Here is a 20,669-nt window from a genome sequence, read left to right as displayed (position 1 = left end):
CAAAAAATCAGAAAATCATACATATAGAACAGGCAATACACCATGAAAGCAATCGTCATGACGGCGACCGGCAGTCCCGATGTTTTACAGGTTCAGGATATTCCCGAACCCCAAATAGCAAAACCCACGCACATCAAGGTCAAGCTCGCTGCTGCGGGTGTCAATCCTGTGGACACTAAAATCAGACGGAATGGCCTTTTTTACGATCAGCCGTTACCCGCCGTTTTGGGCTGTGATGGCGCTGGTACAGTCGTTGAGACAGGCCATGCGGCGAGCCGTTTTAAGCCGGGTGATAAGGTTTGGTTTTGTCATGGCGGTTTGGGTCGGGAGCAGGGTAATTATGCAGAATATAATGTGCTTGACGGGCGTTGGGGCGCTTTGATGCCAAACAGCCTGTCATTTGCCGAAGCTGCTGCTTTGCCCTTGGTATTGATAACCGCTTGGGGTGGGCTCTATGATCGCGGCGGTTTGCAAGAAGGCCAGACTGTCCTCATCCACGCAGGTGCAGGCGGTGTCGGCCATGTCGCCATCCAATTGGCGAAACTTAAAGGGGCCAGGGTGATTACTACCGTGGGCAATCAGGAGAAAGCTGATTTTGTCAAAGCGTTAGGCGCTGATGAAGTGATTTTGTATTCCCGGAATGACGTTGTCAGCTCAGTCCTGAGTCTTACTGGGGGCAAAGGTGCTGACTTGGTTTTTGATACGGTGGGTTCCGCCGTGTTTAAGGAAAGTATCAGCGCAACCGCACATTTTGGACGAATAATCACCTTATTGGGATTGGCTGAATTGGATTTAACCGAAGCCAGGATGCGTAATCTGCTGATTGGCTTTGAACTCATGTTAACGCCCATGCTCCGAGACCTTGATGAAGCCAGGGACAAACACGTCCAAATTTTGCAACAATGCGCACTTTGGATTGATAAAGACTTGTTAAAACCGCATATCGGCCAGCGGTTTTCCTTGCAACAGGCGGCAGCAGCGCATAGCTTGATTGAAGCAGGGCATACGACCGGAAAATTAGTTTTATCGATACCAGAATTTTAAGGATTCATGAATCCCGTTAATTTATGATAGCCCATAGTCCAGTGCAACCCCATGCCGTTCATTTTAAGTTCACCTTGAATAGTTAAGCTAGTTACCAGTAGACTCAGTATGGCTGGATATAAGTATAATAGGGTACAAGGCTTAAACAAGGCTAGGAATTGATTGATCCAGTAGGGATTTATGGCAGAAAAAACGAAAAGACGTAACTCCAGGTATGATGCGAAAAGGAAGCCGAGCAAACCTAGCTCACATTGGTTTAGGAATACCGTCTTTCGGGTTTTTGTCGTCTGTTCATTTCTGTTATTTTGCTTTTTAGGTTATCTCGATTATAACGTTAGGGAACAATTCGAAGGTAAGCGCTGGGCGATTCCGGCTCGGGTTTACGCCAGTCCGGTCGAGCTTTTCGCAGGACAGAATATCGCTAATGGAAAATTTGAGGAGTTATTGCAGCGTTTGAACTATCGGCTAGACAGCCAATTAAAGACGGAAGGTTCTTATACCAAGAAAGATCAGCATATCATCGTCAAAACCCGCGCATTTGATTTTTGGGATCAACGTGAACCCAGTAGAATGCTGGCCGTTAACTTTAGCGAGTCCGCTGTTGTTAATGTGATGGATTTAGCCTTGGCCAAAGAAGTGGCCATTGTACGCATGGATCCCGTGTTAATCGGCAGTTTTTATCCCGCCATAAAAGAAGACAGGATATTAATCAAGCTGGAAGAAACCCCGGATATTCTCATCAAAGGCTTATTGGCATCAGAAGATAGGGATTTTTATAACCACATCGGTATTTCCTTTCGCGGTATAGCCCGGGCCATCATGGCCAACATTAAAGCTGGCAGTCTTGTTCAAGGCGGCAGTACGATCACCCAGCAATTGGCCAAAAACTTTTATCTGACTCCGGAGCGAGCGATATGGCGTAAAATCAGGGAAATATTTATGGCCCTGATTTTAGAGTTTCGTTACAGTAAGCATGAAATTCTGGAAGCTTATCTGAATGAAATTTACCTGGGCCAGGATGGTGGCAGCGCGGTTCATGGTTTCGGGTTGGCGAGTGAGTTCTATTTTGGCACAGCCCTCAAAGACCTCAATCTGGAACAAGTCTCAACTCTTGTTGCTTTGGTTCGTGGGCCATCCCAGTATGATCCACGACGGTATCCAGACCGTTCTGTCGAACGGCGCAACCTGGTGCTTGATGAGATGGCAAATCTGGGCTATATCACGGTAGAACAAGCAAACCAGGCCAAACAAAAACCTTTAACGATTTTGCCGCGTCCACATGTGGCTAAAAATCGCTATCCGGGTTTCCTTGATTTAATCAAGCGCCAGCTAAAACAGGAATACCGTGAAGAAGATTTTACTTCTGACGGGCTCCGAATCTTCACTACCCTGGACACCCAGATACAAGACACACTGGAACAGACGATAAGCAATAAATTAAGGCAGTTAGAGAAATCGTCCCGTGCTAAAGATCTGGAAACTGCGGTTGTGGTGACCCGTAGGGATAGCGGCGAAATTGCTGCACTATCCAGTGCGCGTGAGGAAAAAGCATCAGGTTTCAATCGGGCTTTGGATGCGTTGCGGCCAATCGGTTCGCTCATCAAGCCAGTGGTGTACTTGACCGCTCTGCAATACCCAAACAAATACAGCATTACGACACGCGTTAGCGATACCGGGATAACCGTCAATTTGCCGAATGGCACTACCTGGAGCCCAAAAAATTATGACCATAGGGAACATGGTAATGTCTCCTTACTGACCGCTTTGGCCAAATCTTATAATCTGGCTACAGTCAGGGTTGGCCTGGATGTTGGCGTTGCAAGAACGGCGAAAACTTTAAAAGAGATGGGTATTACCCGGGAAGTCGATTTATTCCCGTCACTATTACTAGGCGCTTCTTCACTCACGCCGATAGAAGTGACGCAAATGTATCAAACATTGGCGGGAGATGGATTTCTGACGCCAATTCGCGGTATTCGGGCAGTGGTTGCAGAAAGTGGTAAGCGGCTGCAAAGCTATCCTTTTATTGTCAGGCAAGCCGTCGATCCATCTGCGACCTATATCGTAAATACGATGTTACAAGAAGTCATGCGTCGGGGTACAGGCCATACGGCTTATATGGAGTTTCCAAAAGATTATGGCTTGGTCGGTAAGACTGGTTCCACCAACGATGCCAAGGATAGCTGGTTTGCGGGTTATACGGGTGATTATCTGTCGGTGGTCTGGTTAGGCAGGGATGACAACAAACCGATTGGCTTGACGGGCGCAATGGGCGCCCTGCAAGTCTGGACTGCCCTGATGAAACAGATTTCAAAGCAGCCGGCCACACTAATCCCCCCAGATAATATCACAACGGCCTGGGTCGATCCGGTTAACGGCTTGTTGGCTAACAAGGCCTGTAAAGGTGCGAAAGAATATCCCTATCTACCGGGATCGGCACCAACGGCATATTCTACGTGTGGACAAGAGATTATCGAACAGGATAAATCCTGGTTTGACGATTTATTTACAGAATAATTTTTCAACAATAGAGCGAAATATGAATAAAGTTAATGTTTTGGCTTTGATTTGGCTGTGTTTGCTGGCAATGAATGACCTCGCGTATTCAAAAAACAGGGCAAAAAACGTCGCAAAAAATGAACCGGTCATGCAATTAAAGGTGTTTTTAAAGGTTTCAAAATCGCTTTTTGCCGATTTTAAGCAGGTGCTGATTGATGAAGCGGGAAACCCAACCCAGGCCAGTCAAGGCGTTTTTTATTTGCAAAGGCCAGGTAAATTTCGCTGGGATTATCAGAAACCCTTCCAGCAGCAGATTGTTTCCAACTCAGGCAAAGTCTGGTTCTATGATAGCGATCTTGAACAAGTCACCGTGAAAAAAGTTGACGAGTCTTTAGGCTCGACCCCCGCACTATTATTGAGTGGTGATGTCTCATTGGAAGATAATTACACCATGGAAAATCAAGGCACGGACGGCGATCTACAATGGGTAAAATTATTCCCCAAAAACCAGGACAGCAGTTTTAAATATGTATTAATCGGCTTGTCAAAAGGTACGTTGGCTGGCATGGAGTTGAGCGATAACTTTGGTCAGCTAACCCGTATTTATTTCTCCAATGTCATACTGAATGCGCCGCTTAAACAAACCCTTTTTGAATTTCAGCCACCTAAGGGGGCGGATGTTTTTTCAGATCAATAATCACTAAACTAAACTTGCCAGTTGCAGGCCCCAAAAACGCATGAAACTGAAGCGGTCCCATGCACTGGTGTTCGATCCTATCATCCGACAGGTTGTGCAGTTGCTGGGGCACCAGCACCTTGAACATCAACACCACGTCAATGGGCTTGGCATCCGCATTGCTTTTCCTGTTCTTGTCATGCACCCGCCGAGGTCAGGGGAGGAAAAGCCTCCCAGGCTATCCGTGCCTTCAAGTCCACCAAGGGATCGCCAATTTCAGTGAGTTGCGCGGCGCGTTCTTCTACATCGAATAATCCAGGTTGGCGGGGTTAGCGTTATTATCTCATTTATTAGTCCGTAGTAAGGTTAAAGCCACCGCCTTTTAGGCGGTCAGATTCATCTATGATTTTATATTGTCATGAACTGGCAAGAAGGAGGGTTTATGGATTATCGTTATGGGAGTCACGCTGTTTTTAAGATTCCATATCATTTTGTGTTTGTCACGAAGCATCGCCAAAAAGTTCTGAAAGGTGACGATACTTTTAAAACGGAGGACTGAACTGAACGGGCCTTACGACCCGTATCCGGACTATAGCCCTAAATATAAGCCCACCAGCTTTGGCTGGTGGTTGTTTAATAAACAGTACCGTCAAAAAGTTTAGGATAAATCAGCGCGATTAAACAAAAAGTATAGTGGATAGCATAAAAGGGGTATTTGGGAGTTTTAAGTCAGGGCAATCGCGCTATGCTATGTGTCAATCAGCGTCTAATATTTGCCATGTAAAGTTATTACACCATTGTTTTTAAACATTTACTTGTGTACCTACACTGGAAAAATGGAAGCTTAAATTGGTAAATATTGGAGGTTGATTTATAGTATTTTACGAGGAATCAGTCGTTACTCCTGTAAGGCGAGAACGGCTTAAATATGGCATAATGCCAGCGATTTTTGTGTCATATCCCCTATTTATCGAGTTGGTTTGCCTTACACTATGGTAGAAAATGAAGCTTCATGACGAAAAACTCCGCGAGCTGGCTCTGGCTGTCATTCAGGTGGAAACCCAAGCGGTTGCTGCATTAGCCGGGCAGATTAACGATAGCTTTGTTAGCGCTTGCAAGTTGATGTTTTTGTGCAAGGGGCGGGTTGTGGTGATTGGCATGGGCAAATCCGGGCATATTGCCGGCAAGATTGCCGCAACCTTGGCAAGCACGGGAACACCGGCTTTTTTTGTGCATCCTGGCGAGGCCAGTCATGGTGACATGGGGATGATTACCAAACAGGATGTGGTGTTGGCGCTATCAAACTCCGGTGAAACGGAGGAGATAGTCAAGATTCTACCGATTATCAAACGTTTGGCTGTGCCTTTGATCGCTATGACGGGCAATCCAAAATCGACATTGGCGACTTTTGCTACGACGCATATCAACGTCAGTGTCGCTCAGGAAGCCTGTCCCTTGGGGCTGGCACCAACATCCAGCACCACGGCTGCTTTGGTGATGGGCGATGCCTTGGCGGTGTCATTACTCGAAGCGCGGGGTTTTACCCGGGATGATTTTGCTTTGTCCCATCCCGGCGGTAGCTTGGGTAAACAATTGTTGTTGCGGGTTGGTGATATTATGCATGTTGACGGGGCAATGCCGATGGTGCATAAATCGGCGCCCGTCAGTGCAGCGTTGCTGGAAATGACCGAAAAAAAATTGGGCATGACCGCCATTGTTGAAGACGACAACCAGCTTATTGGAATTTTCACCGATGGTGATTTGCGGCGGATGTTAGGCAAAAATATCGATGTACGAAACGCCCTTATCGTTGATGTCATGACTCCCAATTGCACTGTCATCAAAGCTGATGCGCTGGCGGCAGAAGCCATGCAGATTATGGAACAGAAAAAAATCAACGCATTGATTGTGGTTGATGATGGGCAACGCGCACTGGGTGCTTTGAATATGCACGATTTGATTCGTGCGGGAATCGTATGATGGAAATGGATAGTAACCAGAAGGCGATGGCGCAAGTCCTGGAAAAAGCCAAAAAGCTGAAATTATTGATCCTGGATGTCGATGGCGTGTTAACTGACGGTCGGCTTTTTTTCGATAATGAAGGCACTGAATACAAATGTTTTCATGCCCGTGACGGTCATGGTATCAAGCTGTTACGGCAAACTGGTGTGGAAGTGGCGATCATCTCAGGCCGTCATTCAAATTCAGTCGCGTTACGCATGAAAAGCTTGGGGATTGGCTATGTCTATCAAGGGCATGAAAACAAACAAAGCGCCTTTGTCCAGTTATTGGAGAAAACAGGCACAACACCGGAACAGGTTGCACACGTAGGCGATGACCTGCTAGATTTACCGATTATGATGCGGGTCGGCCTGGCGATTGCCGTTAATGACGCTAATTTCGCTGTCAAAGAACGGGCCGATTGGTGTACCACCTTGCCGGGGGGGCAGGGCGCGGTGCGGGAAGTCTGCGATTTTATTATGCAGGCGCAAGGGAATTTTGATAGTGTCTTGAATGCGTACCTGAAATGACGCACTTTGGAGAAAAATTCATTTATGTGTTCCTGGCAATCTTGGCGTTGCTAAGCTGGTGGCTGGCGGAATACTCAGGATTGGTCGAAACGAGTAAAGTAACAGATTCACGAACAAGTCCGGACTATTTCAGTAAGGGTTATACCAAATGGGACATGGATGAAACCGGCAAGTTGAAGAGCAAGTTAATGGCGGAAGAGATGAACCATTATGCGGGTTACTGGGCGACCCACACGAAGAAACCAGTCATGCATTTTCTTAACGAAAAAACGCCGCCCTGGATCGTTGAAGCCGCGACCGGTGTTTTGTCCAAGGACGGAAAGAAGCTTCAGTTGAACGGTAAAGTCACGGTTAACCGGGCGAAGGCCGAGGGAGTCAGGCTGCTTATCATAAATACTTCCAATTTAATGGTCAGTCCAGAAACCAGTTATGCAGAAACAAAGGCGTGGGCTGAATTAATCAGCCCACCAAACATCACCACAGGCACAGGGATGAAGGTGACGTTTAAGGAGCCTATCCATTTGGAGTTGCTGTCGAAAGTGAAAGGTAAATATGAAACAAAATAAAATAATAATAAGCTGTTGCTGGGCGCTATTAGCGAGCTGTTATGGCTCCTTGTTATTGGCATTGGAGAGCGATCCCGACCAGCCCATAACCATTGATTCCAATACCGCAACGTATGATGATGACAGCGCTACCAGCACCTACACGGGCAATGTCATTTCCGTTCAGGGCAGTATAAAGGTCAATTCGGACAAGCTGGTGGTCTATTTTGTTGATGGCTATGCCGAAAAATTAGTGTTTACTGGCAATAAGGCGAAATTTAAACAAACGCCCAACCCAGGCGCAGAAGACATAACGGGTGAAGCCTTAACCGGCGAGTATTACCCCAAGAAGAATCTACTGATCCTCATTGATGATGCGACGGTTTGGCAGGGCAGTGCCACTTATTCCAGTAACTTAATTGAATATGATAGTAAGCGTTCTATCGTGAAAGCAGGTGAAAAGTCCTCAGATGCCAAGCGCGTCCACGTCCTGTTGAAGCCCAAACAAAAAACCGAAAATAAAACGGGTTATAAGAAGAATGGCAACACTAGCAGCAAAACACCTGATCAAAACCTACAATAAACGTAATGTAGTCAATGGTGTTTCATTGCATGTCAATACCGGTGAAGTGGTAGGCTTGTTAGGGCCTAATGGCGCAGGGAAAACCACCAGTTTTTACATGATGGTGGGGCTCATCAAGGCCGATGAAGGCGAAATTTTGCTGGACTCACTAGACATCACCCATCATCCCATGCATTTGAGGGCGCAGCTGGGCGTGGGCTATTTGCCACAGGAGCCTTCGGTTTTCCGCAAACTCAGCGTGGCGGATAATTTACGGGCGGTTTTACAAATCCGTCCAGATTTGACGGAAGGGCAGATGGAACTGATTATTGAGGAGTTGCTGGAAGAATTCCATATTCCACATTTACGCAAGCAAATGGCCTTGAGCTTGTCCGGCGGTGAGCGGCGGCGGGTTGAAATTGCCAGGGCGCTGGCGAGTAACCCCCAGTTTATCTTGCTGGATGAACCCTTCGCCGGCGTTGACCCCATATCGGTCGAAGACATACAAAAAATCATAGAGCACCTGAAAGACCGGGGGATCGGCATCTTGATCACCGAGCATAATGTTCAGGAAACACTAGGCATTTGCAGCCGTGCGTATATACTTAATGAAGGCAGGGTTATTGCTGAAGGCAGCACGGATTCCATCGTGACCAATGAGGAAGTGCGTAAGGTTTATCTAGGCAATAATTTCAAGTTATGATGTTTACTCACAGGTAATGTGATGCGTTTATGAAACATTCAATAAATCTTAAGCTAGGCCAGCAGTTATCGATGACGCCGCAATTGCAGCAGGCGATAAGGTTGCTGCAATTGTCCACTTTGGATTTACAGCAGGAAATTCAGCAGGCGCTTGAATCGAACATGATGCTGGAAGTGGACGAGGAAGACAGCAGTTTTCAGTCCATTGAAGTATTGGCAGAAAAGAAAACTGAAAATACCGACACCCTCACCAGCGAAGGTTCACAAACTGAAATGCCCGATGAGCTACCCATTGATTCGTCTTGGGATGATGTTTACGAAGATGGGGGTGACGTGGGTGGGGCTCGCAGTGAAGCGGTTGAATTTGAAACGCAGCGCAGCGGGGTTTCGACGTTGCTAGACCATTTGGTCTGGCAACTGGAACTGACCCCGTTTTCCGAACGCGATCACGACATAGCCCTGTCAATTATAGATTCCATCAATGACGAAGGTTATTTGACCAGCAGTCTTGAGGAAATTTTTCAGGGTTTGCAAGGTCAAATTGACGACCTGGATTACGATGAAGTCAAAACCGTATTGCACAGGGTGCAAAATTTTGATCCTTCAGGCGTAGCCGCTGTTGACCTTCAGGATTGCCTTAGGATTCAATTAATGCAACTGCCTGTGCAAACTCCTTATAGAAGAGAGGCGCTGACCGTTGTTACAGACCACTTGGAACTGTTGGCTAACCATGGCCGGACGGCGCTGATGCGGGAACTGGGCGTACCATCGGAACATCTTGATAAGATCGTCGCGCTTATCAGGACGCTCGATCCCAAACCGGGTTTGCAAATACAACAATCAGGATCGGAATACGTCATACCCGATGTCTACGTAAGCAAACGGAACAACATCTGGTTGGTTAACCTAAATCCGGAATGCGCCCCAAAATTGCGTATAAATGCTGAGTATTCAGCGCTGATAAAAAAAGCCGATGAGAGTAAAGACAATCTGTGCATGAAAGAACATTACCAGGAAGCCAAATGGTTCATCAAGAGCTTACAAGGACGCAACGATACGCTACTGCGGGTTGCCCGTTCTATCGTAGCCAGACAAACGGATTTTCTTGAACACGGCCCTATTGCCATGAAACCCATGGTCTTAAAAGTCATTGCCGAAGAATTGGATATGCATGAATCGACCATATCACGGGTCACTACCCAAAAGTATATGCATACCCCTAACGGGATTGTGGAATTTAAATATTTTTTTTCCAGCCATGTTTCAACTGAAGAAGGAGGTGAGTGTTCATCCACGGCCATAAGGGCCTTTATTAAAGAGTTAGTCGGCAATGAAAATCCGGCAAAGCCATTAAGCGACAGTAAAATCGCGGATTTATTAAATGAAAAGGGGATCAACATTGCGAGAAGAACGATTGCAAAATATCGCGAGGCGATGTTTGTTTCTTCATCAAGCGAGAGAAAACGTACCTTATAAGGCTAACTCGTCTAAAACTAATTATCCATCAGTAAAGGAGTTTATTCCATGCAAGTCATAGTAACAGGACATCACCTAGAAATTACTGACTCTTTAAGAGCGCACGTCAATTCGAAATTCGATAAGTTAGGGCGCCATTTTGATAATGTTACTGATGTACACGTTATATTGAGCATAGAAAAAATAATGCAAAAAGCGGAGGCCACGGTGCATATTAACGGGGCAACAGTGTTTGCAGAAGACCATCAGGAAGACATGTACTCGGCCATTGACGATATGGTCGATAAACTGGATCGACAGATTACCAAGTACAAGGAAAAAGTCGGAAGCCATCGGTAATGCCAGCAATATGGTGCAAAGTTGAACATTTTGTTGTACTTTGCACCATTGCCCTCACTCAGATTTTATGAAGTTGATTATTGTTAGCGGCCTTTCCGGTTCCGGCAAAAGTATTGCTTTAGAAACACTGGAAGATTGCGGTTATTACTGTATCGATAACCTGCCCATTACCCTGCTGGAAGATTTTATTAGCCATGTCATGATGGCTGATAAAAGCACCTATGCAAGAACCGCCATTGGCATTGATGCACGGAACCAAAGCGAAAGCCTGGTGAATTTTTCGGACAGTCTGCGCTTGATCCGCAGTAAGGGGATTGATTGCGAGATCATTTTTATGCAGGCTGAAGAATCGACCTTATTGAAGCGCTACAGCGAAACTCGCCGAAAACACCCGCTTACGGATTTTAATCTTCCTTTAAAAGAAGCGTTAAAAATTGAAAAAGAGATGCTGGTGCCTATTGCCCGACACGCGAGCGTCGTCATTGACACCAGCCGAACCCATTACCATCAGCTCCGCGACTTGGTAAAAGACCAAATTGGTGAGCGCGACATCAGGCATATCTCCCTGCAATTTCAGTCGTTTGGTTTCAAAAACGGGGTGCCTTTGGACGCTGATTTTGTGTTTGATGCACGTGGCTTACCGAATCCCTATTGGATACCTGAATTGAGGGGGTTGACAGGCAAAGATCAGCCAGTTAGCGATTTTCTGAAAGGCCAAGACCTTGTTGCTGAGTTTTTCCAAGATATTACGGATTTTCTGGAGCGTTGGATTCCGAGGTTTGAAGCGGAAGGCCGTAGTTACTTGACCGTAGCCATTGGTTGTACTGGGGGTCAGCACCGCTCAGTTTATCTGGTTGATTCACTCTCGAAGCAGTTCAAAAGCCCTACCCTAAATGTGATTGTCCGTCACCGCGAACTCAACTGAAGAATCCATTCAAGACAATGGAAGTATACCTATCGCACTTCATTGGGCGCTTTCGTCCCCTCTCCTGCTGGACGACTGCATGGATGCAGGAGGTAGGGCAACGCAGGGAGCAGTTGCCGAGAGGGCTAGGGTGAGGGGAATCAAAAAACCGACAATAATAAGCAAATGATATATTATCCAAATCAGGCAAAAACATTATTGAACACAGATGTCTTAAAGTAATAAAGTTTCATACTGAGAACTGCTGTATTCCGTATTCTACCGTTGAAAAATTCGACTCTTAAAAAATAAAGTATCATACTGAAATGGAGGCTTGCTTGTTAATCTGCAATTATTCAAGTAATAAAGTTTCATACTAAATTGTGAAATAAACTCTGACAAACAAAAGCAGTCATTCTAATATTCATGCTAATTGTAGCTTTCGACCCAAAGGCGACACTGAAAGCACCGTCAAAACTTTCCCAAAGCAGTCCTTTGATTTGAATTATAGTTTTCAGGTTTAGGGAGGTATGGCAAAATTATCCACATTTTTGAGTCGTAAGGGGAATTGAAAAATTAGGGAAATTTGAACAACTCAGGCCGACCTAAATCGGATCATTTCAAACACTTTATTAATTGCTACGAGTTACCCTGTTGTCAATCAGGCTCAGACAAAATTGATCTGACTGTTTCTATCGTCATCATAAGGGTCATCGGCTGTAAAGGTGATTCTACGAAGCCACGCGACAGATAGAACTGCTTGGCTTGGTCAGTAAGGGTGTGAACCAGTATGGCGAAAACGCCAGCATCGCCAGAGACGTTGACTGCCCGAATCATCGCATCGCGCAACAATGCCTGACCGATACCCTTATTGTGGTAATGCTTATCGACGGCGAGCCTACCAAGCAGGAGGACTGGCAGCGGGTTAGGCATGTTGCGCCGCATCGCCTTTGGTGCGACCTCATGGCTTATAGCTCCAGCTGATAGGCTGTAGTATCCGATGACAGTGTTTCCAGAACAAAGCACGAAGCAGCGTGAAGCTCCAGTCGCATGGTTTTTTAACGCACACTTCCTAAGCCATTCGTTCAGGAACAATTCACCACTGTCGAAATTTGCCAGCTCGTGATCAGCCGTAATCGGTGAGGGCGGCTTGAGATTAAACGCTATCATTTCTCCCAGGGAGCTTTTGTCTTGAGTAACCGGCGTAATTTATCAGTCGGCGGTAGTGGTTGATCGAGCAACACCTGAAATTTAGCAAATGTGCCTGCATCGACTGAGAAAAAAGCTTGGTCGAGCAATACGTCTTCCGCTTCACGACAGGCGGCTTCAAGCATAAAATCAGACCGGCTACGACCTAAACGAGTCGCAGCTTGGTCGATGAGATCACGCTGCTTAGCTTTGGCACGGATATTGATGGAAACCGCTTCTTTGGTTTGTATATGTGGCATAGTTATATTCCAAATGTATATTAGTACAGCATACATTTTTGTATAGAACATTGCAATACAGAATATTGCAAAAGCTCTAAGGTAAATACCATGCACTGTAACTCAACATCTATCGCTGTTTGGAAGGAATAAAGGGGATATATCCTTCTTCAAAGGCAAACTTTTGTAATTCAATTGGTGCCTGGCGAATATCAACAACTATGCCATCGACTTGCAACATCCAAACCATAGGATTATTGATTAGTTGACTGGGTAAAGACCATTCGGGCGACATCGGTCCCATATTTAGGATATCCCTTATTTCCTTTGACTTGTTTTGTCCAGTGCTCTCAGCGATACCAAAAAACTCATATATAGCTCTGGCTTTGCAATGAGGTGATTGGGATGGATCATCCAGAAAGTTAACACGACCAACTGCGTGTACAGCAGCGGCCGCCCAAACATTTTCTTTACCCTTTAACAACGGTGATGGTATTTCGACGCACGGAATTCCGAGTGGGACGGGTTATTCAACCCGCGTAAGGCGCAATAGCCTTGGCGTATTGCGCCATTGGGAAACGACCCTGAGCGGGACGGGGTATGGGAAAGGATGCGCCTGGAGCGGGACGGGGTATGAGCGGACGGGGTATGGAAAACGGAGCGGGACTGATACGAGAGCCAAAAAGGTGCCCTGTGTCATACGAGACCGAAAAACACGAGCGGGACGGGATATGTACCCCGTCCCCACGTTTCGCGATGGGTGCCGTTACCGCCAACGGGTGGGTCATGAGAGAAATGTTGCGGACGGGATGAATATCCCGTCCGGCCTGGTGGGCTGGTGTTCAGGAATCCGAATTGGAAGCGGGTGAACGTGTGTGAGGTAGAACGTTGGGGTTCGCAAGCATCCACGAGCGGGACGGGGTATGCACCCCGTCCCCAGATTTTGCGATGGGTGCCGTTACCGCCAACGGATGGGTCGTGAGAAATGTTACGGACGGGATATCCCGTCTGGCATATAAATTTGGATATAGACATAGTGAAATTTAAAGCTTTTAGAGGAAACCAATACCATGCCTTCACGCCGTGTAGCCGTTAACCTGAATTCTGGGACTTATTACCTGACGCTGACGATCCAGCGCTGGTATTACCTGTTTGACCGTCACAACCGCTGGCAGATTTTGGCTGAGTCGCTGCGTTACTGCCAGGAGGATAAAGGGCTCGAATTGAATGGTTATGTTTTTATGCTGAATCACATCCATCTCATCGCCACGTCCCCGGACATGGGTGGATTCCTGCGTGACTTCAAACGGTTTACCTCCGGGAAATTCAAGAGCAACCTCGAAACCACGGAACCCAGCGTTTTGAAGTTGTTTGTGGATGATGAGGGTAAGTATCGGTTCTGGATGGATACCAACGCACCGAAGAAGATCGAAAATCCGGATTTCTATCTGCAGAAGCTCAATTACATCCATGAAAATCCGGTGAGAAAGAGCTATGTGGGGCGTCCTGAACACTGGATTTGGTCTTCGGCAAATCCCTGCTCGCCGTTGGCCGTAAGGTTTCTCGGCGGATAACTTATGGTGGAGTTTTGGGTAAATCTAAGCGGGATCTGCTATTTATCCCGTTCCGATCATTTGGTGATGGGCGACATTACTACTGGTGGGAAGGTAAGGAAAAACGTTACGGACGGGATGAATATCCCGTCCGGCCTGTTGGGTTCATGCTAATTGTAGCTTTCGACCCATTGCAGCCACACACTAACTTTTTACATAATACCAAATAAAATCCAAAGCAGACGATGGTGCTACCAAATTGGCATCATAATTCTTAATACATTATCAAACCTTCGTATTGGTTTTCTTTACTCCCTAATACCTTAATAATCCCTTCTCCAGAGGAGATTGAATACTTTGTCTGGATCGCCTTATCCGCAAGAAAGCCGCTTTCAAATTCTTGGTAGAGATCGGCAAGCCTGATTTCACGGGCATTCCCTACAGTGCGTTGAGTGTAATCGCGGAAAAACATGTCATAACAGTTGCCGATGAAACCGTCGTGGCTGAAACGGATGGCTTTGCGGAACGTGGTTTCAAATGGCAGATAGCTGAAATAAACTTGGTTCGTTCCAAATTTATAAGGTGTGAAAATGACCCCATAGTCATCTTCCCAAAGGTTAGCAAAGTTGATTACGCCGGTTTGGGCCAGGGTATTCATCAGCGAAAGCCGCGTGGTGTAATCGTTCTTCACATAAATGTTGAAGTTGTCCAAACCGGAAAAGTCCACCAGTCGGCCTTCGGCCAATTCACTACATAAGTGTACCAAACGGTGATCGGTGGCTAGCAGCGCATCATCGTCATCTGGGTTTCTGTTTTCCCGCGACACATACGGCGAAACGAGCATGTTTTTAACGCCGAGGCGGGCGACTTCCCGAACTAACGCAGGCAGGGAGTCGGCATTCCATTCGTTGGCGGTGAAACTGATGAACACTTTTTCCCGCAGTTCGGGCGGCAAGGCGGCGATGTTGCGCGTGGTTTGCCGATAACTCCCTTTGCCGCGTATCGCGTCGTGGGTTTCGCCCACGCCATCCAAGCTGATGTCGAGATAATCGGGGGCAAGCTCCACTAAATCGGCGGCTTTGCGCTCGTCTAGCCGAACTGCGTTAGTCACTAACCCAAAGCGTAAGCGAGTGACCGAGCGCCGACGTTCCGCCAGCCAACGCATCAGGGAAACCGACTTATCCCAGCACAGGGTGGGTTCCTTGCCCACATTGCCGAAGGTCAACGCGCCCAGCGCCAAGCATTGCTCGAACACATCGACCCACTCCGCCTCGTCCAGTCCGCCATCCTCGCGCTCATAACCCACATAGCAATGTTGGCAGCGGAGGTTGCAGACGTTGTTGGCGAAGTATGAAACTTCGAGCGGCGGTGAAAAAAACCGCCCACGCGCCGCCAGTTCGAGGTCGTTGAGGGTGATTTGGTGTTGGCGGTTGGTGATGCCGCCGTTGCTACCTGAAAATCCGATTGCCATGATCTTTCTCCACAATTATATTGTCAGCTTATCCAGCGCTTCCGCAATCTCATTGCGCAACCGACTCGCCGTGACTTTGCCGTTGATTGTCTGTGTATCGACAGATTCCCCTAACGCCATCCACCAGCGTTTGGTGTGGTTTTGCCGCTCTTGGATTAGGGAATTATAGTAAGGAAACCTTTCAGCAAGGGCATGGCCTAGCCACCGCTGTAAGGAATCCACCGTGTGCCAAGTTGGTTCCTGTTGCCACTGGGGATTGCGCTTTTTCACTTCTTGTGTGAGGTCACACGACCACTGTTTAACCACACCTTTGGAAGCTGCTTTGGCAATTTCCCAATTCACACCGCTACGGTTTGGCAACTTGGCGTGGGCCTTCAAAATCTCGATGTCCGCCGTATGCAAACGCCCATCACTTAAAAGGTTCCGTAAAAACGTAGCGATTTCATTTACTGTCGGTTTCATTATTTGCATCCTAAATCTTTTAGAAAATTTGTAAAGCCTTCGTTGAGAACCTGAGCGCGGAATTCTTTGGCTGCCTTTGTGATCTCATCTTCTTTTCCTGAAAGCCCTATAAGGTGAACTTTAGAACAGTCTCGGGTGGCACATTTGCAGTAGGAATCGACCTCTGTACAAGCCCACACTGCCGGGAATGATGAAAACAAAAAATTACTGGCCGATCCCTCAACCGAGAGCCTTTCACCGTTGATCCGTTTAAATGACTTTAACTGACATCCAGATTTTTCGAAGCCATCTTTTACATTCTTCTTCATATCCAATGATTTCAGCTTGTAAGCGATGTCCTGGAAGTGGTTTCTCGGATGATCAGCCGTGCGCAAGATGAAAAACTTATTTTCCCGTCGCCCTCGCTTTCCAGTTATGGTATTTCCGAGTGTCTCAAATGTACGTTCCAATTGTTGTAGGGTGTATTTCAGATTAATGTCTTGAAAGCTGTAGCCGAGGAAAAGGAAATCATAGAACAACGCATCGCCCGCAAAGAGCATGTCCTTGGCATCGGCATCCAATAGACGCTCGAAGTAGCTTGTTTCGGTCAGAATCAGACTTTTCGGAACGCGGTAGTCTCCATGATATTTCACTAATCGACGGGCGTTATTATGGCTGCTGCATGGCGGCGATGGTTTATGCACACACGGTGTTCTGTTTGAACTAGGGTTTCTTGTAATATATGGATGGAACGATGGCGACAGAGGCAACGTCGGCACGTTCTGAACCTCGATACTCAGCGATAAAGCAACATCCTCGAAATACTTATCGTAATTCGTTGTATAGATACGGTCGAAATTGCACAACAACAACTTGTGAGGTTCAAGTGAATCGGGGCTGTTGGGGTGGCTGTCCAGTATCGCTTTCACTTTATCTATTATCTTTCCTGGGCGTACTTTGTTGTAGTATTCTGCCTGTTCGAGATTATCAGTCAGACTGTAAAATATAAGCTTCTGGCGAGAATTCAAGTCAAGAGCTAGTTGAGCCAAAAGTTCCTTCCAGCTAGGTGCCTTGGAATCAACCATGCTAAACCCTGCACCCACGAAAGGAATCAATCGACCCTCTTGAAAAGAGTTCTTGATATCGCTGAGCGAAGTCATTCGAAATCCTCCATGTTTCCCCTCAGCCAAACGACTTTCGAAGAGAGAGTTGTCGCGCAAATAAGAGCGATTCCGGCCAAAACCGCTGGGAACACCCACAACCACCAACCCGCAAACATAAACGGCAAGCCGTCAAACAACATTCTTCCCAGAGAAGCCCCGGGCGGGCGCATGCCAAACCCCAAAAAGCTAAGGGCCAGATGCAGCATTACGATCTCCGGCAACCGGGCGCGGGTGAATGGCAGGAGCCTGTGATGCACCCAGATGACCACATCTTGCGCCAATATATGGATATGCGGCAAACCCAATGCCAATTTGGCGGTAATGAAGTCTTGACGCTCTGCTTCCCAGAACAGAGAGGGTGAACATCACATGCGCGGCTAACAAGGTTACCAACATACTTACCATGAGTTGCAATTGCCCTGGCCCAATCAGGACGACGATGAGTGTCACCAGCAATAAATGTGGCAAGGTAGACCAAAGATGTGTAGCTTGCGGCAAGGCTGTCCGTATCCAGCGATTCGATGAAACACCAAACAAACCGGCAACAACCAAGGTCAATGTATGCAGCATGACCGCGACCACCACAAGCGTGATCAATTCAAGCACGGTGGCGATGAGGCAGGCTTGGAAAACATCCTTGCCTGCCAAGTCTGTTCCAAACCAATGGTTCCAGGAGGGCGGTTGCAGGAATGACTTAGCCATGGCGTAAACGCGGATCGCAGGCAGCTTGTACCAGTGCCAAGGCCAGTTCAACGACCGTCAGCAGCAGAAAGCCACTCAAGGAAAAACCGATGATGACCGGGTAGTCGAGCGCCTGCACCGCGTTGAGGAACCGTTGGCCGAAGCCGGGGATGCCAAAGGGAGCCTCGACAAAGAAGCAAAAGCTCAAGCCATACAGCAGGGATGGATAAACCAACGCCAGCAAGCGCAACAGCAAGGGCTTGGGTGCCTGTGAAACGAGGATGTCTTGCTCGCTGAATCCGCAGGCGCGCAGGAACTGGGCGTTTTCACTGGCGGACAAGTCGGCCAGCGTGGCGCGAGTGGTGCCGGCAATCAGGTAAGCCGGATAAAGGCACAGCAAAACAGCAGGGACAAGCAGCCGAATCACAGCATTTTCAGTGTATGCTCCCAACCATTCCAGCGCCAGATAAGCCAGCACTACTATCGGTACACACGCGACCACCATGGCGACCGAAAGAAGCCAGACCCCACCACGTCCCAAAACGGCGGCAATGCCCAATAGAAGTCCGATGCTCATGGAGAGTAACAAGGCTATGCCCAGAATCGGGGCTGTCGCCTCCAGGCTACCTTTAAGCAAGCGGCCAACCGGCAACCCCGTCGCCAACGAATTTCCCAGCGTCGCGGTCATGAGTCCCTGCGTGGTTTCGACATAGGCTTGGACAATGCTAGTTTCCGTTCCGGTAGAAGCAGGCCCCTGCAAGACGCCGCGATGTAAGTATTCGGGGGAGGTAAAACCCAGTTTCACGGCAGCGATAGGGATTAGCGGCAAGAGTGCCATCGTCAGCAGGATAGCCGCCAAACGCACGAGGGCAAGCTTCCACAATGCCGTTTTCATTGTGGCTGAGCCAGGCTGTAGCGCCGGTACAGCAGCGGATGCGTCGGCAGGGTGAATTTATTATCCGAGACCCGCACGAGATTCTCGAAATATAGGAGCAGCAGCGGCATGTCCTTCAGCAACACGTCTTGCGCTTCGAGAAATAGCTTGCGGCGGGTTGCAGCGTTGCTACTTGCCTTGGCGGATGCGATACGTTGGTCGAAAGAGGCGTTGGAGTATTGGTTGAAATTATTGCCTTGGGGCGGAAATTGGCTGGTCAGGAACGGCCCAAGGTAATGCGCGGGTTCCGCATAGAGCGGCCCCCAATACAGTTGGATCAAATCGTATTCTCCCCGCGTCAGTCTCTCAACCAAAACCGGGAAAGCCGCAGCCTCAATCTTTACCGTGTAGCCCTCGGCTTGCAGATCGTCGGCGATACGCGAGGCTACAGCACGCGAGAGTGTGTCGTTGAAACAAACTAGCCGTAATACGGCGAGCCTTTTGCGTTTTGGCGTTGTTTTATGGGCAGATTTGAAATTAGTCGAATCCAGCGCCGGATGTTTCCCCGATAATTCAGGGAAGATGGCGGCCGGAAAAACGGATGTGGCCATTAGCCCGGAATCGCCGATAAGCTCCTGAATCTTCGCCCGGTTTACCGCTGCCGAGATGGCATGCCGAACCTTTGACTTGGCGACTGTTTTGAGGTTAAACAGATAGAACTGCAACTTCGCGGTCGGCTGGGAAACGATTGGTGCCGTGGAAACATTTGCCTGCTGGCGGAAGCGGGTCAGCCCAGCGAAATCGAGCGAGAGAAAGTCAGTGGCTCCATTACTGAATGCGGCATAGGCGGCATTCTCGTCCCGCGTGAGTTGGATACGAACTTCCTCAACGGCAGGGTTCGTCGGCTCATTTGGGCCTTGGCGAAAATCAGGGTTTCGGCTGAGGACGACCCGTTGATCCGGTTCATAGGATGTGAGCAGAAATGACCCTGTGCCGATGGGTTTGAGTTTGAAATCTTCGCCGAGGCGCGTCACGGCTTGTTGTTTCACAATGCTGGCGAAAGGCAGGGATACGACGCAGAAAAAGCCTGCATCGGGTTGAGTCAACTCGAATTCGACGACATCATTTGAAATAGCCCTAACCCCGCGCAAGGACGGTTGTTTACTAGCCCGATATTCGTCGAGTCCGGCAATATCACGAAAATAGGCGACACCCAAGGACTTCGATTCCGGGCTTAGCAAGCGTTGAAAACTGTAAACCACATCCGCCGCTTCGAGGTGGCGTTCGGCTTTGGTGGCAAAAATGGGCGAGGTTGAAAAGAAGACGTTGTTTTTCAGGTGGAACCGCCAGATTTTATTATCGGTTGTCTCCCATTTGTCGGCTAACAGAGGGACACATTGTCCATGTTCATCGACATCGGTCAAGGTCTCGTAAACTTGTTTGACGATTTGAATATGCCCTTCGTGAAAGGCATCTAATGGGTCGAAGGAGCTAATTTGAGTTTGCGACAGCAGCAAAATATCGCGGAGTTGAACTATGGGTTCAGGGGTTGGGCTGGAGGATTTATAGCTTTGCCACGTCAATAGGCTACCCGTAGCAAAAATTAAAATCAGGCCCGCAATCCAAAACTTCGATTTTATTCTTAGCGAGTTCTTGTTCATGGTAGTCCCAACGCCTGTGCTGCGTGAAGTAGTCGAACTGTCGCATCTTTTTTTGGGTGGGTCAAAATTTCACTCGTCGTACCTGTTTCAATTAAACTGCCCTCTTCCATGACGTAGACG

22 protein-coding genes and 1 pseudogene are annotated in these 20,669 nt (G+C 47.9%); 13 read left to right on the top strand and 10 right to left on the bottom strand.

Annotated elements, in window-relative coordinates; genetic code table 11:
• Window positions 1-42 precede the first annotated feature (42 nt).
• The 3 genes from ACLQ6D_RS02530 (at window position 43) to lolA (ending at window position 4,240) form a co-directional block, all read left to right on the top strand.
• The gene (locus ACLQ6D_RS02530; RefSeq protein WP_411725684.1) at window positions 43-1,044 is read left to right on the top strand and encodes a zinc-dependent alcohol dehydrogenase family protein; all 1,002 of its coding nucleotides are present in this window, start codon (window positions 43-45) and stop codon (window positions 1,042-1,044) included.
• Window positions 1,045-1,224: 180 nt separating this feature from the next.
• Window positions 1,225-3,561, top strand: a complete 2,337-nt coding sequence (gene mrcB / locus ACLQ6D_RS02525) for a penicillin-binding protein 1B (RefSeq protein WP_411725683.1) — start codon at window positions 1,225-1,227, stop codon at window positions 3,559-3,561.
• A gap of 70 nt (window positions 3,562-3,631) precedes the next feature.
• Window positions 3,632-4,240: an outer membrane lipoprotein chaperone LolA gene (gene lolA / locus ACLQ6D_RS02520; RefSeq protein WP_411725697.1), complete on the top strand. Its 609-nt coding sequence runs from the start codon at window positions 3,632-3,634 to the stop codon at window positions 4,238-4,240.
• Here the strand turns inward: lolA and ACLQ6D_RS02515 are convergent.
• Window positions 4,209-4,424: a transposase gene (locus ACLQ6D_RS02515; protein WP_411725681.1), complete on the bottom strand. Its 216-nt coding sequence runs from the start codon at window positions 4,422-4,424 to the stop codon at window positions 4,209-4,211. The two genes, lolA and ACLQ6D_RS02515, sit on opposite strands and share 32 nt — an antisense overlap.
• A gap of 237 nt (window positions 4,425-4,661) precedes the next feature.
• Here ACLQ6D_RS02515 and ACLQ6D_RS02510 point away from each other — a divergent pair.
• From ACLQ6D_RS02510 to rapZ, 9 genes and pseudogenes are all read left to right on the top strand, one after another.
• Window positions 4,662-4,775: pseudogene (locus ACLQ6D_RS02510) on the top strand (IS200/IS605 family transposase); the annotation flags it as partial.
• Window positions 4,776-5,221: 446 nt separating this feature from the next.
• Window positions 5,222-6,199 carry a KpsF/GutQ family sugar-phosphate isomerase gene (locus ACLQ6D_RS02505; RefSeq protein WP_411725680.1) on the top strand — a complete coding sequence of 326 codons (978 nt, stop codon included), beginning with the start codon at window positions 5,222-5,224 and terminating at the stop codon, window positions 6,197-6,199.
• Between the two features lie 26 nt (window positions 6,200-6,225).
• A complete protein-coding gene (gene kdsC / locus ACLQ6D_RS02500) occupies window positions 6,226-6,750 on the top strand; it encodes a 3-deoxy-manno-octulosonate-8-phosphatase KdsC (RefSeq protein ID WP_411725696.1) in 525 nt (174 codons plus the stop codon).
• Window positions 6,747-7,316, top strand: a complete 570-nt coding sequence (lptC, locus tag ACLQ6D_RS02495; protein WP_411725679.1) for an LPS export ABC transporter periplasmic protein LptC — start codon at window positions 6,747-6,749, stop codon at window positions 7,314-7,316. Before kdsC ends, lptC begins: the two co-directional genes overlap by 4 nt.
• Window positions 7,303-7,878: a lipopolysaccharide transport periplasmic protein LptA gene (gene lptA, locus ACLQ6D_RS02490; protein WP_411725678.1), complete on the top strand. Its 576-nt coding sequence runs from the start codon at window positions 7,303-7,305 to the stop codon at window positions 7,876-7,878. Before lptC ends, lptA begins: the two co-directional genes overlap by 14 nt.
• Entirely contained in the window at window positions 7,835-8,560 is a 726-nt protein-coding gene (gene lptB / locus ACLQ6D_RS02485) for an LPS export ABC transporter ATP-binding protein (protein WP_411725677.1), read from the top strand. Before lptA ends, lptB begins: the two co-directional genes overlap by 44 nt.
• Window positions 8,561-8,589: 29 nt before the next feature.
• Window positions 8,590-10,035, top strand: coding sequence for an RNA polymerase factor sigma-54 (locus ACLQ6D_RS02480; RefSeq protein ID WP_411725676.1), 1,446 nt, complete (start codon window positions 8,590-8,592; stop codon window positions 10,033-10,035).
• A 48-nt stretch (window positions 10,036-10,083) separates the two neighbouring features.
• Window positions 10,084-10,374, top strand: a complete 291-nt coding sequence (gene hpf / locus ACLQ6D_RS02475) for a ribosome hibernation-promoting factor, HPF/YfiA family (RefSeq protein ID WP_411725675.1) — start codon at window positions 10,084-10,086, stop codon at window positions 10,372-10,374.
• 67 nt (window positions 10,375-10,441) lie between these two features.
• A complete protein-coding gene (gene rapZ / locus ACLQ6D_RS02470) occupies window positions 10,442-11,299 on the top strand; it encodes an RNase adapter RapZ (protein ID WP_411725674.1) in 858 nt (285 codons plus the stop codon).
• Window positions 11,300-11,935: 636 nt separating this feature from the next.
• On the opposite strand, the gene ACLQ6D_RS02465 is transcribed toward rapZ, so the two are convergent.
• The 3 genes from ACLQ6D_RS02465 to ACLQ6D_RS02455 all read right to left on the bottom strand — a co-directional run bounded on the left by ACLQ6D_RS02465 (window position 11,936) and on the right by ACLQ6D_RS02455 (window position 13,189).
• Complete coding sequence (locus ACLQ6D_RS02465) at window positions 11,936-12,448, bottom strand: GNAT family N-acetyltransferase (RefSeq protein ID WP_411725673.1); 513 nt, start codon at window positions 12,446-12,448, stop codon at window positions 11,936-11,938.
• Complete coding sequence (locus ACLQ6D_RS02460) at window positions 12,445-12,726, bottom strand: DUF1778 domain-containing protein (protein WP_411725672.1); 282 nt, start codon at window positions 12,724-12,726, stop codon at window positions 12,445-12,447. The genes ACLQ6D_RS02465 and ACLQ6D_RS02460 overlap by 4 nt, the downstream gene beginning before the upstream one ends.
• Window positions 12,727-12,835: 109 nt before the next feature.
• Window positions 12,836-13,189 carry a DUF6398 domain-containing protein gene (locus ACLQ6D_RS02455; protein WP_411725671.1) on the bottom strand — a complete coding sequence of 118 codons (354 nt, stop codon included), beginning with the start codon at window positions 13,187-13,189 and terminating at the stop codon, window positions 12,836-12,838.
• A 586-nt stretch (window positions 13,190-13,775) separates the two neighbouring features.
• On the opposite strand from ACLQ6D_RS02455, the gene ACLQ6D_RS02450 reads away from it, so the two are divergent.
• Window positions 13,776-14,279, top strand: a complete 504-nt coding sequence (locus ACLQ6D_RS02450; protein ID WP_411725670.1) for a transposase — start codon at window positions 13,776-13,778, stop codon at window positions 14,277-14,279.
• 253 nt (window positions 14,280-14,532) lie between these two features.
• On the opposite strand, the gene ACLQ6D_RS02445 is transcribed toward ACLQ6D_RS02450, so the two are convergent.
• From ACLQ6D_RS02445 to ACLQ6D_RS02420, 6 genes are all read right to left on the bottom strand, one after another.
• On the bottom strand, window positions 14,533-15,729 hold the full coding sequence (locus ACLQ6D_RS02445; protein WP_411725669.1) for a radical SAM protein: 1,197 nt from the start codon (window positions 15,727-15,729) through the stop codon (window positions 14,533-14,535).
• 15 nt (window positions 15,730-15,744) lie between these two features.
• Entirely contained in the window at window positions 15,745-16,191 is a 447-nt protein-coding gene (locus ACLQ6D_RS02440) for a hypothetical protein (RefSeq protein ID WP_411725668.1), read from the bottom strand.
• On the bottom strand, window positions 16,191-17,330 hold the full coding sequence (locus ACLQ6D_RS02435) for an SIR2 family protein (protein ID WP_411725666.1): 1,140 nt from the start codon (window positions 17,328-17,330) through the stop codon (window positions 16,191-16,193). The genes ACLQ6D_RS02440 and ACLQ6D_RS02435 overlap by 1 nt, the downstream gene beginning before the upstream one ends.
• A gap of 189 nt (window positions 17,331-17,519) precedes the next feature.
• Window positions 17,520-18,035 (bottom strand): hypothetical protein, encoded by a 516-nt coding sequence (locus ACLQ6D_RS02430; RefSeq protein WP_411725665.1) that lies wholly within the window; start codon window positions 18,033-18,035, stop codon window positions 17,520-17,522.
• Window positions 18,028-18,909 carry an ABC transporter permease subunit gene (locus ACLQ6D_RS02425; protein WP_411725664.1) on the bottom strand — a complete coding sequence of 294 codons (882 nt, stop codon included), beginning with the start codon at window positions 18,907-18,909 and terminating at the stop codon, window positions 18,028-18,030. The genes ACLQ6D_RS02430 and ACLQ6D_RS02425 overlap by 8 nt, the downstream gene beginning before the upstream one ends.
• Window positions 18,906-20,549, bottom strand: coding sequence for an ABC transporter substrate-binding protein (locus ACLQ6D_RS02420; protein WP_411725663.1), 1,644 nt, complete (start codon window positions 20,547-20,549; stop codon window positions 18,906-18,908). Before ACLQ6D_RS02420 ends, ACLQ6D_RS02425 begins: the two co-directional genes overlap by 4 nt.
• Between the last annotated feature and the right edge of the window lie 120 nt (window positions 20,550-20,669).

Source organism: Methyloglobulus sp., from assembly GCF_046714055.1.
Lineage (GTDB): Bacteria > Pseudomonadota > Gammaproteobacteria > Methylococcales > Methylomonadaceae > Methyloglobulus.
This window is presented reverse-complemented; position numbering and strand designations above follow the sequence as displayed.